This is a genomic window from Gordonia sp. NB41Y (assembly GCF_030718915.1).
Taxonomy (GTDB): domain Bacteria; phylum Actinomycetota; class Actinomycetes; order Mycobacteriales; family Mycobacteriaceae; genus Gordonia; species Gordonia desulfuricans.
In genome coordinates this window covers 4304220-4318252 of the sequence record NZ_CP132196.1, presented here as the reverse complement: position 1 = coordinate 4318252, position 14033 = coordinate 4304220, and the positions used below count along the sequence as shown (strand labels likewise).

11 protein-coding genes and 2 pseudogenes are annotated in these 14033 nt (G+C 68.1%); 3 read left to right on the top strand and 10 right to left on the bottom strand.

All coding sequences use genetic code 11. The features are described from left to right. Positions 1-2 precede the first annotated feature (2 nt). Entirely contained in the window at positions 3-884 is an 882-nt protein-coding gene (locus Q9K23_RS18745; RefSeq protein ID WP_261977757.1) for an RNA methyltransferase, read from the bottom strand. Positions 885-951: 67 nt separating this feature from the next. Between Q9K23_RS18745 and Q9K23_RS18740 the strand changes: the two genes are divergently transcribed. Continuing rightward, entirely contained in the window at positions 952-2193 is a 1242-nt protein-coding gene (locus tag Q9K23_RS18740; protein WP_053776640.1) for a GNAT family N-acetyltransferase, read from the top strand. A gap of 75 nt (positions 2194-2268) precedes the next feature. Here Q9K23_RS18740 and Q9K23_RS18735 read toward each other — a convergent pair whose 3' ends face one another. Both Q9K23_RS18735 and Q9K23_RS18730 read right to left on the bottom strand, forming a co-directional pair. Then, complete coding sequence (locus tag Q9K23_RS18735; RefSeq protein WP_152972651.1) at positions 2269-2646, bottom strand: MarR family transcriptional regulator; 378 nt, start codon at positions 2644-2646, stop codon at positions 2269-2271. 149 nt (positions 2647-2795) lie between these two features. Continuing rightward, positions 2796-4181 (bottom strand): NCS2 family permease, encoded by a 1386-nt coding sequence (locus Q9K23_RS18730; RefSeq protein WP_202927014.1) that lies wholly within the window; start codon positions 4179-4181, stop codon positions 2796-2798. Between the two features lie 131 nt (positions 4182-4312). On the opposite strand from Q9K23_RS18730, the gene Q9K23_RS18725 reads away from it, so the two are divergent. Together Q9K23_RS18725 and Q9K23_RS18720 are read left to right on the top strand one after the other, a co-directional pair. After that, positions 4313-4582, top strand: coding sequence for a DUF2530 domain-containing protein (locus tag Q9K23_RS18725; RefSeq protein WP_053776639.1), 270 nt, complete (start codon positions 4313-4315; stop codon positions 4580-4582). 342 nt (positions 4583-4924) lie between these two features. Next, positions 4925-6445 carry a transposase gene (locus Q9K23_RS18720; protein WP_305950235.1) on the top strand — a complete coding sequence of 507 codons (1521 nt, stop codon included), beginning with the start codon at positions 4925-4927 and terminating at the stop codon, positions 6443-6445. Between the two features lie 383 nt (positions 6446-6828). On the opposite strand, the gene Q9K23_RS18715 is transcribed toward Q9K23_RS18720, so the two are convergent. From Q9K23_RS18715 to Q9K23_RS18685, 7 genes and pseudogenes are all read right to left on the bottom strand, one after another. Next, a complete protein-coding gene (locus tag Q9K23_RS18715) occupies positions 6829-8058 on the bottom strand; it encodes an acetyl-CoA C-acetyltransferase (RefSeq protein WP_059036978.1) in 1230 nt (409 codons plus the stop codon). After that, positions 8045-9757: an AMP-binding protein gene (locus tag Q9K23_RS18710; protein ID WP_059036979.1), complete on the bottom strand. Its 1713-nt coding sequence runs from the start codon at positions 9755-9757 to the stop codon at positions 8045-8047. Before Q9K23_RS18710 ends, Q9K23_RS18715 begins: the two co-directional genes overlap by 14 nt. Beyond that, a pseudogene (locus Q9K23_RS18705) lies at positions 9754-10224 on the bottom strand (alpha/beta hydrolase); the annotation flags it as partial. The pseudogene Q9K23_RS18705 and the gene Q9K23_RS18710, both read right to left, overlap by 4 nt. A 14-nt stretch (positions 10225-10238) precedes the next feature. Beyond that, positions 10239-11549: an ISL3 family transposase gene (locus Q9K23_RS18700; RefSeq protein ID WP_053778629.1), complete on the bottom strand. Its 1311-nt coding sequence runs from the start codon at positions 11547-11549 to the stop codon at positions 10239-10241. Positions 11550-11686: 137 nt separating this feature from the next. Then, positions 11687-12121: pseudogene (locus tag Q9K23_RS18695) on the bottom strand (alpha/beta fold hydrolase); the annotation flags it as partial. Further along, positions 12118-12798: a hypothetical protein gene (locus Q9K23_RS18690; protein ID WP_053778785.1), complete on the bottom strand. Its 681-nt coding sequence runs from the start codon at positions 12796-12798 to the stop codon at positions 12118-12120. The pseudogene Q9K23_RS18695 and the gene Q9K23_RS18690, both read right to left, overlap by 4 nt. After that, the gene (locus Q9K23_RS18685) at positions 12795-13991 is read right to left on the bottom strand and encodes an acyl-CoA dehydrogenase family protein (protein ID WP_059036981.1); all 1197 of its coding nucleotides are present in this window, start codon (positions 13989-13991) and stop codon (positions 12795-12797) included. Before Q9K23_RS18685 ends, Q9K23_RS18690 begins: the two co-directional genes overlap by 4 nt. Positions 13992-14033 lie beyond the last annotated feature (42 nt).

Genomic DNA, 14033 nt, shown 5'->3' with positions numbered 1-14033 from the left:
CGTTACATCGTGCCCGACCGGACCCGTTCGTAGAAGGCCACCGCGGCAGCCGTTGCCACATTGAGTGAATCGGTGCCGCGACTCATCGGGATCCGGGCCCGGACGTGGGTGGCACGCATGGTCGCCGCGGTCAGGCCCGGGCCCTCGGCGCCGACCAGGAAGGCGATCTTCTCGGCGTCGACGGCCTGCGCGAGCGTCACCGCCGACGGATCCGGGGTGAGCGAGACCGTGGTGAACCCGTGCTCGTGCACGCGGTCGAGGTCGCGCGGCCAGTCCGGCGCGATGGCGAACGGCACGAGCAGGGCGTGACCCATCGACACGCGCACGCTGCGCCGGTAGAGCGGATCGGCGCTGCCCGCACCGAAGAGCACGCCGTCGACGCCGAGACCTGCGGCATTGCGGAAGATGCTGCCGATGTTCTCGTGGTCGTTGACCCCTTCGAGGATGGCGACCGTCCGCGCGCCGTCGAGCACCTCGTCGACGGTGAGTACCTGCGGCCGACGGGCCACCCCGAGTACGCCCCGGTTGAGGTGGAAGCCGACGATCTCGGCCATCACCTCCGCCGACGCCCGGAAGAACGGGACCGTCGCGGTGTCGTCGATCACCACATCCGCCGACAGTTCGGTCAGACGACGGTCGACGCCGAGAAAGGCGTGCGGGGTGAACCGCGAGGCGATCATCCGCTGGGCGACGAGCACGCCCTCGGCGATCACCAGCCCCTTGCCGCGTCGTCCGCCGGGCAATGCGGGCAGGTCAGGGCGCCGATCGACGGAGTTCAGATCGCGGAAGTCGTCCACCCTGTCGTCGTCGGGATCGTCGATGTCGACGACGCGGACCGGCAACGGTCGGATCTCCGGGGCGGCGGGGCACACGATTTCTGACACGGCCTCCCAGTCTGCCAAACGACACACCAGACGCCTCGACTCCCGGTCGATATGACACGGTGGACAGGTGAGTGACATCGATGTGATCGACGACCTGACACTGACGCGGGCGACCGACGACGACTGGGACGACATCATCGCCGCCGATGCGCGGGCATTCGCGATGCGCAACCCGCTCGCCGACGACGAGCGTGACGATCTACGCCGCAAGGTCGCCGACGACGACGTCGTGGTGGTCCGCGACCCGTCCCTCCCCTCGGCACCGCTGGTCGGGGTGTCGATGTTCTACCGGATGTCGATGACCCTGCCGGGCGGCGCACAGGCCGACGCCGCGGGACTGTCCTGGGTGTCGGTGGCCGCCACCCATCGTCGACGCGGCATCCTGCGCCGGATGCTGAGCGAACTGCGGGACCAGTGGCTCGCCGAGAACCAGACGTTCGCGATCCTCACCGCCTCCGAGGGCACCATCTACGAGCGGTTCGGCTTCGGGCCGGCCTGTTTCGCCCACACCGTGCAGATCGCGTCGGGTGCACAGCTGCGTGCCGCACCGCCGGCCGCGGCGCAGGTCCGGTTCGCGAACGCCGACGAGGTGGCCGCGGCGATCCCCGACATCCATCGCCGGTGGACGGCGACCCGGCCGGGTGCGCTGGCCCGCACCGAATCCTGGTGGACCCCGATCCTCGCCGACCGGTCGTCGGAGCGTCCCCCGGCCGCCAGCGGCCTGCACTACCTGCTGCACGAGGACGGCTATGCGAGCTACCGGGTGATCAAGGACGTCGCCGACGGCACCGTCCGCGCCGAGGTCGAGGAAGTGGTCGCCGTCACCGACGCCGCACACACCGAACTGTGGCGGGTGCTGGCGTCACTCGACCTGATCCCGACGCTGCGGGCCGCCATCCCCGTCGACGATCCGCTGCCGGCCAAGATGATCGACCTGCGTGCGGTGGAGGTGACCGGTCACGACGACAAGATGTGGGTACGGATCCTCGACATCCCGACGGCGCTGACCGCCCGCCGGTATCGCGGTGGCCTCGACGTCGTCCTCGGGGTGGAGGACCGATTCGCCGGACAGGGCGGCGTCTTCGCGCTGACGGTGTCCGACGACGGGATCGCCACGGTCACCGAGTCGTCGGAGCGGCCGAGTGTGCGTCTGGACGTCTCGGTGCTCTCGAGCATCTACCTGGGCGGGTTGTCGGCGCGGGGATTCGCCGCGGCGGGCCGGCTGTGGACCGATTCCGACGCCACCCTCGACGCGCTCGACCGCGCGTTCTCCACCGCCCACGCACCGTTTGCCGGCACGTTCTTCTGAGCGGCCCGGCCTGTCGGGTCCACTCCCCCGGGTTCATTCCGCGGGGTTCATTCCGCCGGGTTCATTCCGCCGGGTTCATTCCTCTGCGGAGATGATCCCGTCGAGGATCGGCAGCGCCGCCGACAAGGTGGCCCGGTCCCTGCTGCTCAGTTCGGCCAGCCGGTCGTTGAGCCAGGCCTTACGGGCCGCGAGTTCGGCGGAGATCACCTGCTGTCCGAGCGGGGCGAGCGTGACCACCGCCTGCCTGCCGTCGGTGGGATGCGGTTCGCGTTTGATCATGCCGAGGTCGGCGAGCGAGGCGATCACCCGGGTCATCGACGGCGGTTTGACCCGTTCGGCCGCGGCGAGGGCACCCGGTGACATGGAACCCTCCTGATAGAGGGTGTTGAGCGCGGAGAGCTGGGTGAGCGACACCAGCTCGTTCTCGCGACGCAGCCGCAGCCGGCGCGCCATCCGCACGATCGTGAGGGACAACGCGCCGGCGAGGTGCTCATCGGTGTCCTGGGCTGCTTTCACGCCTAAAGACTAGGTTTGCAACTCTGGATCCGACGCTTCCGACCTGTGAAATCCGCTGGACGAACCACATGGATTCATGAAATCGGCTAACCGATCCAGTCGGAGATCGGTTGGCGGGCGAAGTAGAGGACGAAGACGATGGCGACGGCCCAGAGCAGCGGATGCACCTGACGCCATTTGCCGGTGGCCACCTTGAGCACCACCCAGCTGATGAAGCCGACGCCGATACCGTTGGCGATCGAGTAGGTGAACGGCATGGTGACCAGGGTCAGGAAGGTCGGCAGCGCGATGGTGAAGTCGGTGAAGTCGATCGTGCGAACCTGCCCGATCATCAGCGCACCGACGATCACCAGGGCGGGGGCGACCGCCTCCGACGGGATGACCTCGTAGACCGGGGTGAAGAACATCGCGGCCAGGAACAGCAGGCCGGTGACCACGTTGGCCAGGCCGGTGCGCGCTCCCTCGGCGATACCCGACGCCGACTCCACGAACACGGTGTTCGACGACGAGGACGCCACACCACCGGCGATCGCGCCGGTGCCCTCCACCACCAGGGCCTTGCCGATGCCGGGCAGGTTGCCCTTGTCGTCGGCCAGGCCGGCCTCCTTGCCGAGTCCGGTCATGGTGCCCATCGCGTCGAAGAAGTTCGACAGCACCAGCGCGAACACGAACACCGATGCGGCGAGCACGCCGATCCGGGTGAACGCACCGAACAGGTCGACGTCGCCGACCAGGCTCAGGTTGGGCAGCCCGCCGAGCGAGCTGGGGATCGACGGCACCGACAGGCCCCACCCGTCGGGGTTGGTCGCGCCGGATCCGAGGTCGAAGACGGACTCGAGGATCACCGAGAGCACCGCGGTGATGACGATGCCGATGAGCAGTCCGCCCGGCACCTTGCGCGCCACCAGCACACCCATCAGCAGCACGCCGATCACGAAGACCAGGGTCGGGATGGTGGCCACCGAGTTCCCGATTCCCAGCTGCACGGGCACGGTGGTGCCCGCGGCGTCGGGGATGCGACGCACGAAGCCGGCGTCGACGAAGCCGACGAAGGTGATGAAGCAGCCGATACCGGCGGCGATCGCGGCCTTGAGTTCGGCCGGGACGGCATTGAACACCGCGGTCCGGAATCCGGTGACGGCGAGCACGACGATGATGATGCCGTCGACCACCACCAGGCCCATCGCCTCGGGCCAGGTGACCTCGGGTGCGATGGTGACGGCGAGCAGGCTGTTGATACCGAGGCCGGCGGCGATCGCGAACGGATAGTTCGCCACCAGGCCGAAGATGATCGACATGACGCCCGCCACCAGCGCGGTGACCGCCGCGACCTGCGCGATCGGCAGCACATGTCCCAGGACGTCGGCGTTCTTGGACTCGCCGGGGATGCCACCGATGATGATCGGGTTCAAGACGACGATGTAGGCCATCGTGAAGAAGGTGACCAGTCCGCCGCGGACCTCACGGGCCATGGTCGAGCCGCGTTCGGAGATCTTGAAGAAGCGGTCGACAGGATTCTTGGCAGTCGCGGTGCTTGCGGGCGGCGGCGTGGTGGACTCACTCGGCGAATCGCTTGACACACGGGAAAGCTACCCTGAGGCTCATGTCCGAACCAACCCGGCCCGAGGCAGCGGCCGCACCGATTCCCGAACTCCCCAAGGCCCTTCGGGCCCCGGAGCCGGTGATCGTGGTGGGCATGGCGGCCTGGCTGGTGGCGAGCATCATCGTCGGTGTCACCGGGTGGGGTGGTTCACGAACCCTGTGGGTCTGTCTGGTCGGTCTGATCGTCGGACTGCTCGGGACGACGATCTTCCTCGTCCAGCGCGCCGCATCCCGACGCGGTGACCGCACCGCCCAACGCGGACTGGACTAGCCACCCGCCGGATCGGTTTCCGAACGCAACCACCCAGACGCTGGTCGAGCCGACGCCGAACACAGCGACGAGACCCCCTACGGTGGTTGAGCCGACGAGGAGCACAGCGGCAAGGCCCCCTACGGTGGTTGAGCCGACGAGGAGCGCAGCGACGAGACGAGTCGAAACCTCAGACGGCCGAACTCGCCAACGCAACCACCACAGAAGTGGTCACCACCCCACACACGCTGCGGAGATTTCGACACGGGTCCTCGCCCATCGGGGCTGTTGCAAAATGGGGTGGCCAGGTTTTGGCGCCTGTCGCACACCCATTCTTGAGGTGTTGTAGACGATAATGGGTTGGTGGCCAAGGGATATCGACCAGTCGACCGGGATCAACAGTATCTGTTGCCGCCGAGCATGCGGGAATGGTTACCCGCTGACGATCCGGTGTGGCTGGTCATCGATGCGGTCGCCGGACTCGATACCAAGAAACTGCATGCCCGCCGATCCGTCGGTGGTGTGGGCCGGGCCGGTTATCACCCCGACATGTTGTTGACGTTGCTGATCTGGGGATGGGCCCAAGGCCAACGATCCTCCCGGAAACTGGAACGGTTGTGTCACCGCGATATCACCTACCGCATCATTTGTGCTGGTGACGTCCCCGACCACGTGACGATCTCAAGGTTCCGCGCCGAGTGCGCCGAGGTGGTCGAGGACCTGTTCACCCAGGTCTTGATGTTGTGTGCACGGGTCGGGATGGTCGAGTTGGGGGTGGTGGCCCTCGACGGCGTCAAGATCGCCTCGAACGCCTCGCTGGGAGCCAACCGCACCGAAGCCGGCCTGCGTAAAGCACTGGCCGCCGAAGCCGCCCGCGCCGCCGCCGAACACGCAGACACCGATGCCGACGAAGACACCACAGACGGTGACAGTGGTTCTGGTGACCAACTACCGGCCGAGTTGGCCGAACCCAGCATCCGGGCACAACGGATCGCTGATGCCCTCGCCCAGATGCCTAAACCCGCAGTAGATCCGGTTGAACGGGCCCGCTCCGAGGTTCGCGTGCGGGAGAGCTCGTATGCGCGGGTCGCAACGATCCAGCAGGAACGGATCGACCGCTGGTATCAAGGCCGGGTAGGACGTCCGCCGAAACCGATCGATGAAGCCGTGACGGTCGTACAGGCCCGTGCCCGACTCGATGCGGCGATCACACGTGCCGAGCAGGCCGTCGCCGCTGCAGCATCCGACACTGGTGCCAAATTGGATGGGCCGCAACGTAATATGACCGACCCGCAGTCGCGGTCGATGCCGATGCGTGGGGGTGGGTGGGTTCAGGGTTACAACTGTCAGGCCGTGACGAGTTCGGATGGTGTGATCATCGCGGTCGAGGTTTCCAACAATCCGTCTGATGGTGCGATGTTCGTCGGTATGAGTAAACGGGCTGTTGCGGCTGCCCAGGTGATCGATGCGGCACGACCAGAAGGGGCCGACGCCAACGGTATTGGTGTCATTCTTGCCGATGCCGGGTATCTGTCCGAGGAAGCGTTGACTGCTGGGGGTCCTGACCGGCTGATCGCGACGGGAAAGTCACGAGAGCTCAATCGCACCGCCCGTGACCAGCCAACTGTTGGTCCACCTCCCTCCGACGCCACCCCGGTTGAACAGATGGCTCACCGGTTGGCCACGGTTGAGGGTTCCGCGCTGTACCGGCAACGGAGTCATATTGCTGAGACACCGTTCGGGCATGCCAAACACAATCTGGGTTTCCGTCGATTCACCAGTCGTGGACAACGCCGTGCGACAGCGGAATTCACGTTCCACGCGTTGACTCAGAACCTGTTCAAGGCTTTGGGGGCAGGTCGTCTGGTTCCCACTGCTGCCTGACCGGCACCATGGGGGCACCCCTCACTGGTGCCGCCGGCCGGTGGTCGTCGGCGGCCGAAAATGGAGCGGTACCCGAAGTCCATTTTGGAACAGCCCCCATCGGGGCTGTTTCAAAATGGCCGACAGCCAGAATGTTGAGGTCGAACGCTCAGTTCGCCGAAGGTGATTTGGTCCCCAAATCGCTTACGCGGCGATTCAGCCCCTCTTTTCCGAGGACCAGCTGGCTATGTTCTTGAAAATGAAACAGCCCCCATCCGGCTCGGTCCCGGCTCAATCACCAACCGGCCACCGACGAGACGTGTCGAAACCTCAGACGGCCGACCTCAGGAACGCATCCACCTCAGAAGTGGGCTCGGTTCCGGCTCGACCACCAACCACCGGTGTCAGTTCACCCGTTCGAAGACGGCCGTCAGGCCCTGTCCGCCGCCGATGCACATGGTCTCCAGGCCGTAGCGTGCGCCGCGGCGGTCCATCTCACGCAGCAGGGTCGCCAGGATGCGGACGCCGGTGGCGCCGACGGGGTGGCCCAGCGAGATGCCCGAACCGTTGACGTTGGTGCGCTCGAAGTCGGCGGCACCGAACTTCCATTCGCGGGTCACGGCGAGGGCCTGCGCGGCGAAGGCCTCGTTGAGTTCGATCAGATCGATGTCGGCGAGGTCCAGGCCTGCACGTTCGAGGGCCTTCGCGGTGGACGGGACCGGGCCGATCCCCATCTCCGACGGTGCGACACCGGCCGCCGCCCAGGTGACCAGGCGTGCCAGCGGGCGCATCCCGAGTTGCTCGGCCATCGCCCGGCTGGTCACCAGGCAGGCTGCGGCGCCGTCGTTCTGGCCGCTGGCATTGCCCGCGGTGACGGTGGCGTCGGGGTCGTCGGCGGCCATCACCGGACGCAGCCGGGCCAGTGACTCCACGGTCGCATCGGGACGCGGATGCTCGTCGCGGTCGATGATCTCGGGGTCGCCCTTGCGTCGCGGGACCGACACCGGCACGATCTCGTCGGCGAAACGTCCCCCGTCGGTCGCGGCCACGGCGCGGCGGTGGGATTCGACGGCCAGTTCGTCCTGCTCCTGACGGCTGATGCCGTAGATGCGCCGCAGGTTCTCGGCGGTCTCGAGCATGCCGCCGGGCACCGGGTGGTTGCGGCCACCGGCGGTGACACGGCCACGCGCGAGCCGGTCGTGCAGTGCCGCGGGCCGGCCCTTGGCGCCCCATCGCATGGATTCGGTGTAGTACTCGGCGCGGCTCATCGACTCCACCCCGCCGGCGATCACCACGTCGGCGACGCCGGTCTGTACGCGCATCGCGGCGTCGAGCACCGCCTGCAGCCCCGACCCGCAGCGCCGGTCGAGTTGCAGGCCGGGAACGGTCACCGGCAGTCCGGCGTCCAGCGCGGCGACCCGGCCGATCGCCGGGGCCTCACCGTTCGGATAGCACTGGCCGAAGATGACATCGTCGATGGACTCCGCGTCGATCTCGGTGCGCGCGAGCAATTCGGTGATCACCCCGGCGGCGAGGTCGGCGGCGGGGACGTCGACGAAGACACCGCCGTACCGGCCGACCGGCGTCCGCAGCGGTTCACAGATCACGACATCCTGTAGGTCAGACACGACGATGGTCCCTTTCTGAATCGGCCCACCGCTGCGCCCAGACGCGCAGCTCGGCGGCCTTGATCTTGCTACCGTTTCCGCCCACGGTGGTCGGCATCGCCTCGATCACGTGCACCGTGGTGGGCACCTTGAACGCGGCCAGGCTCGTGCGACACCAGTCCTTCAGCACGGCGGCGTCCACCGGCTCGGCCGTACCGCCACTCACGGCGACCTCGTCGAGCACCACGAATCCCACGGCGACGGTGTGGCCGTCGTCGGCCGTCGTACCGACCACCTTGGCGGTCGCGACCGCGGGATGCTCGGCGAGGCGATGCTCGATCTCGGCCGGGTCGACGAGAAAACCGCGCAGCCGCAGGGCATCTCCCATCCGGCAGACATAGGTGTATCCGCCGTCGCCGGTGGCCACACCCAGATCACCGCTGCGGAACCAGCCGTCGGCGGTGAACGAATCCTGTGCGGCCGCTGCGTTTCCCAGATAGGCGTCGACGACATTGGTTCCGCGGAACTGCAGTTCGCCCTGTACGCCGGTGTCGACCTCGGTGTGGTCGAACGGGTCGGCGATCCGCACCTGCACCGCATCCGAGACCGGGCGTCCCCCACCGTTCCACCTGAGGGCCTCGGGATCGGTGTCGGCCCAGAGCAATGCCAGTGCGAACACCTCCGACGATCCGAAGACCCCGGTGGTGTGGGTGCCGAACTCGGTGCGGGCCCAGTCGGCGATCGCCTGGGACCGGCCGAGGAAGTCGGCGATCCCGATCCACCGCAATGCACTGAGATCGGCGCGCTCGCCGCCGTGCCAGGTGTCGTACAGACGCCCGAACAGGTCGTCGCCGCCGACGGCGTGGGTCACCCCGAGTCGCGCCATCCGCGCCAGGGTGCCCGCGGCGTCGAACACCGGCTCCATCAGCAGGCCCGCACCCCCGGCGAGACCGGCCAGCGCGGTGCTGAACCCGAACACCCCGGACACCGGCAGCACGCACAGCACCACGTCACCGGGGCCGATGCCCATCACGGCGGCGTCGGCACGGGCGTGGTCGACGACCGCCGAATCCCGGTGGGCGGCAAGCTTGGGCGTACCGGTGGAGCCCGACGTCGTGAAGGCCACGGCGAGGGCGTCATCGGCCCGGTCGTCGATCCCGGCGGCGGTGAGCACCGCGACATCGCCGACGTCGGGAACGCGCAGGCCCTCGGTGCCGCCGTGTCCGGCGATCCAGGTGCCCGAGCCGAGGTCGGGAGCCGGTACGGGATCGCCGGCGGCGCCCGGCCCGGCGACCGCGGCGACGATCGGTGGTGTCACCTCCGCCGATGCGGCGGCGTCGACGAGGATCCCGGTGAGGTCGAGTCCGTGGAAGTCGGTGGCCAGACCCACCACGACGGGCCGGGCGGCCACCAGGATGTGACGCACCTCCCCGACGTTGTAGCGGGTGTTGATGCCGATCACGTGGGCGCCGAGCGCGGCGGCGGCGAACTGCCACACCAGGGCGTCGGACCAGTTGGGGATCAGCACCGCGACGCAGTGTCCGCGGCGCACCCCCACCGCACGCAGTTCTTGGGCGAGGACCTCGGCGCGGTGTGCGAGCCGCCCGCGGGTGACCGGGACCGGCCGGCCGTCGACGACGTCGTAGACGGCCACCGCGTCGGGATCGGCCGACACCAGGTCGGCGCCGAGCGCACCGAGCGCCGACGCGTCCAGGGTGACACTCATGCCGACACCTCCGTCTTCTCCGGATCGGCTGCGGTCGACCGCAGTTCGTCGATCCATCCGGCGGCCAGGCCGGCGAAGTCGGCGATCTCCTCCATCGGGTAGTGGCCGATCCCGGGCAGGGCCGTGAAGGTCACGGCACGCCGGTCTGCGGCCGGGCCCGACGATGCGAGGCCCGCCGCCCGTCGGCGGACCCGCTCGACGTCGATCCACGGGTCGTCGACACCGCAGACCAGATGGATCGGGCAGGTCCGGTCGGCCAGCCGGTGACGCACGTCGTGGGTACCCCAGCCGATCAGGTCCGACGACGAGATCTCCGGGTCCTCCCGTTTGTGCATGAGTCCGATGAGGTGGGCGGTCTCCTTCGGCACCGACCGGCCCACCGAGGCGAGGGTGCCCAGGTAGGTGCGTTCGGCGCGCGACGGTCCGGCGACGTCCTCGAGTTCGCGGCGCAATCCGTTGACGTTGACCGGCTCTTCCTAATTCAGAGTGCGCGCAGGCTTTCTGCGAGTTGGCCGGAGTGGATGAGCGACCGCAAGATGTAGTGGGTGAGGTTGCGAAACCCGAGCGCGATACCCCGGAGGTGCTCGAGGCGCCCGTTGATGGCTTCGACGGGGCCGTTGGAGGCGCCGGTATCGAAGTAGGCGAGGATCTCGGCACGTCGGGCCCACAACGACCGTCCGAGTTGAGCCACCTCCGCGAGGCCGGCCGGTAGGCCGGTGTGGATGCGTTTGAGCAACTTGTACATCGCGATCTTCCCGTCCCGCTTGTTCGGCTGGTCATAGGCGTCGATCAGGTCCTGATAGATCGCGTAGGTGATGGCCACCGCCACATGCTCGTCGTGGGCGTCCAGACCCGTGCGTAGCCGGGTCTTCTGTTTGTCGGTGAGCAGCCCGATCCGGGTCAGCAGGGTACGGCGGATACCGTAGAGCGGATCCCCGGACCGTCCCCGGTGTCCGCACGTATCCTGTTGCACTCGTTGACGACACAGGGTGAGTTTCTCCGCGGCCAGATGCACGACGTGGAACGGGTCCATCACTGCGCGTGCCTTGTCGAGGGACTCTGCGGTGGCGGTGCGGTAGCCGGTGAACCCGTCCATCGTGACCACCCGGATACGATCTCGGAACGCCTGATCGCGAGCGTCGAGCCAGTCGGTCAACGCGGCTTTCGACCGGCCGGCGACCATGTCCACCAAGCGTGCCGGCCCGGTGCCGTCCACGATCGGGGTGAGGTCGACGAGGACGGTCACGAAACTCGGATCACCCTGGCCTCGAACATGTTTCCATTTGTGTTCATCGACTCCGAGAACGCGGACGCCGGCGAGGCGTGCGGGTGCTGCGGCCAGCGTCCGGGCCGCCTCACACGCCAGGGTGTTGACGGTGTTCCAGCTCAATCCCACCGCGGCCGCCGCCGCGGTGACCGACATTTTGTCGCAGATCATCGACCGCAGAATCCAGGTGGTGGTGCGGCGGGTGACCTGTGCCCGCGGGGCCACGATCGCGCTCAGGTCGGCGCGGAACACCGACGTCGAGCAGGCGTCGTTGCCGCATGTGTAGCGGGGCACCGTCAGGTGCAGCCGGGTCGGGTGCCCGACGATCGGTAGATCGGCGACCTCGCGGTCGACATGATCACGCAGCCGACCCGCCTGCCCGCAGGACGGGCAGCTCTTCTTCGGGTCCAGGAGCTGGCAAAACAAGTGGGTACGGTCCTCGCCGTCGATGGCGGCGTCGGTGATCGTCACCCCCAACTCGATGGTGCGGCAAATCGTGTCGGCAAGAGCGCTACGCTGCGTCATGGGTCCTGTGAGTGTTCGGATGAGTGTGTAGGAGCTTTCATCTTCACACCACAGGACCCGCCCACATCACGCGGCTCACACCCGCGAATCCGACCTACATCTTGTGGTCGATAGAACCTGTTTCACGCACCGTCAATCCTGAAGAGCCCGTTGACCGCGCCGGGTGCGGCGTCGGCGGCCATGGCGAGCGCCCCGGCGAGCGGGGTGTCGGGCCGGCAGGCGAGTTCGAGGGTGAGCTTCCCGCCGATCGAGCAGCCCAGGACGTAGGGGCGCTCGACGCCGAGCACCTCGAGGACCTCCACCAGCCAGTCACCGTAGGTGACCAGGTCGGTGACCGGTCCTCCGACCGCGGGCTCGGAGCGGCCGTGTCCGGGCAGGTCCGGGACGATCACCCGGTAGCCGCGGGCGGCGAGGGCGCGGGCGGCGTGACGCCACTGCACCCCGCTCTGGCCTGCGGTGTGGATACACAGGACGGTACCGAGGCCCGCGCCGGCGGGGCCGTGCGCGGCCGGGAGATGGATCTCGACGAAGCCGGTGGACCCGCCGATCTCGAGATAGCGTGCCTCGATCATGCCGACACCTCCCGTGCGATCGCACGGGCGTGGCCGACGATCATGTCGAGCGGCTTGGTGAGCCGCAGGTACTCGTATCCGTCTCCGGAGCTGCTGAACTCGCCGCGGATCGCGCGGCGCATGAAGTCGTTGTCGGCGTCGGACACCAGATCGACCCAGGCACGGCCGGAGGCGATGAAGGTGAACGTCGCGCCGTGCGGGCAGCGGCGGGTGACGTCGATGATGCGTCCCTTGTAGATCCGCAGCTGGATCTCGCGCTCGTCGCACCGCAGGCCGATCGCGCCGTCCCAGGTGGACAGCGAGGCGACGAAGGCGTCGTCGGCGGCCAGGCGGACACCGATCAGCTCAGCCCATTCCGGCGAGCAGAAGTTCAGCGCCGCAATGGGTTCCAGAGCATCGGACAGCTGCCAGACCTCGGTGCCCCGCTCGCACACCGCGCCGGCGGCGTCGGTGACGACGATGTCGCGGTGCACGGTGGCGGCGGTGACGCGGGTGATCACCGCATCCGACCACCGTGGTCCGGTCCCGCCGGCCGGTCCCTCGACCTGCCAGGAGGAGCCGATCCGGACCGCACCGGGCACCGGGGCCTGGGCGAGCGGATCGAGGTCACGACGCCAGTCGGTGTGGTCGCCGACCCGCACCGTCCGGGCACCGGCCACGGTCACGGCGGTACTCATGCGGCCGGCCCCCGGCCCAGGAGCTCGTCGGAGATGATGCGCATCTGGATCTCACTGGTCCCTTCGAAGATCTTGGTCAGGCGTGCGTCACGCCAGTGGCGCTCGACCTGGAAATCGGTGGTGTAGCCGGCGCCGCCGTGGATCTGGACCGCCTCGCTGGTCACGCGTTCGGCCATCTCGGTGGCGACGAGTTTGCACATCGACGCCTCCAGCGAGCAGCGGCGACCGGTGTCGATGTCGGTGGCGACGGAGTACATGAGCTGGCGGGCGGCCTCGATGTCGGCGGCCATCTTGGCGACCTTGAACCGCAGGTGCTGGAAGTCGGCGAGCTCGTGGCCGAACTGCCGACGGGTGTGCAGGTAGGCGATGGAGTCCTCGAGGGCGGCGCGCGCGAGTCCGATGGCGCGGGCCGCGGTATGTGCCCGGCCCACCTCCAGACCGCTGACGGCGAGGTAGAAACCCTTGCCCTCTTCACCGAGCATGCGGTCGGCGGGAATCCGGAAGTCCTCGAAGGACAGCTCCCACGTGCTCCAGCCGAAGTAGCCGATCTTGCGGACCTTGGTTCCCGAGATGCCCTCGGGGAACACGCCGCGTTCCTTCTCCACGAGGAATGTGCTGATGCCGCGGTGCGGCTTGGCCGGGTCCTTGTTCGGGTCGGTGCGGACGAACAGCACCAGGTAGTCGGCCTCATCGGCGTAGGTGCACCACATCTTGGTGCCGTTGACCACCCACTCGTCGCCCTCCCGGGTCGCCCGGCAGGAGATGTTGGCGACGTCGGAACCCGCCTCGGCCTCCGACAGCGCGTAGGCGCCGAGGTACTCACCGCGGGCCACCCGCGGCAGCAGTGCCGCCTCCTGCTCCGGGGTGAAGCCGCCGCCCATCCCGTTGCCACGGGCCAGCAAGCCGGACACACTCATCCAGGCGCGTGAGAGTTCTTCGGCGACAAGGCAATACTCGAACACACCGAGGCCGAGGCCACCGAACTCCTCGGGGATCATGATCCCGAAGAAGCCGACCTCGGCCATCGCCTTCTTGAGTGCGTCGGGGATGGTGCCCTGCACCGGGTCCAGCTCGTTGGCGACGGGCAGGACCTGGGTCATGGCGAACTCCCGGGCCAGATCGCGGATGGCGATGCGCTCCTCGGTGAGGTAGCGGGGGCTGTCGGTACGCGGCTGCGACGGTCGGTGGGTCATATGAGCTCCTGGACGATCTGCGGATCAGCGCGCTCGATCACC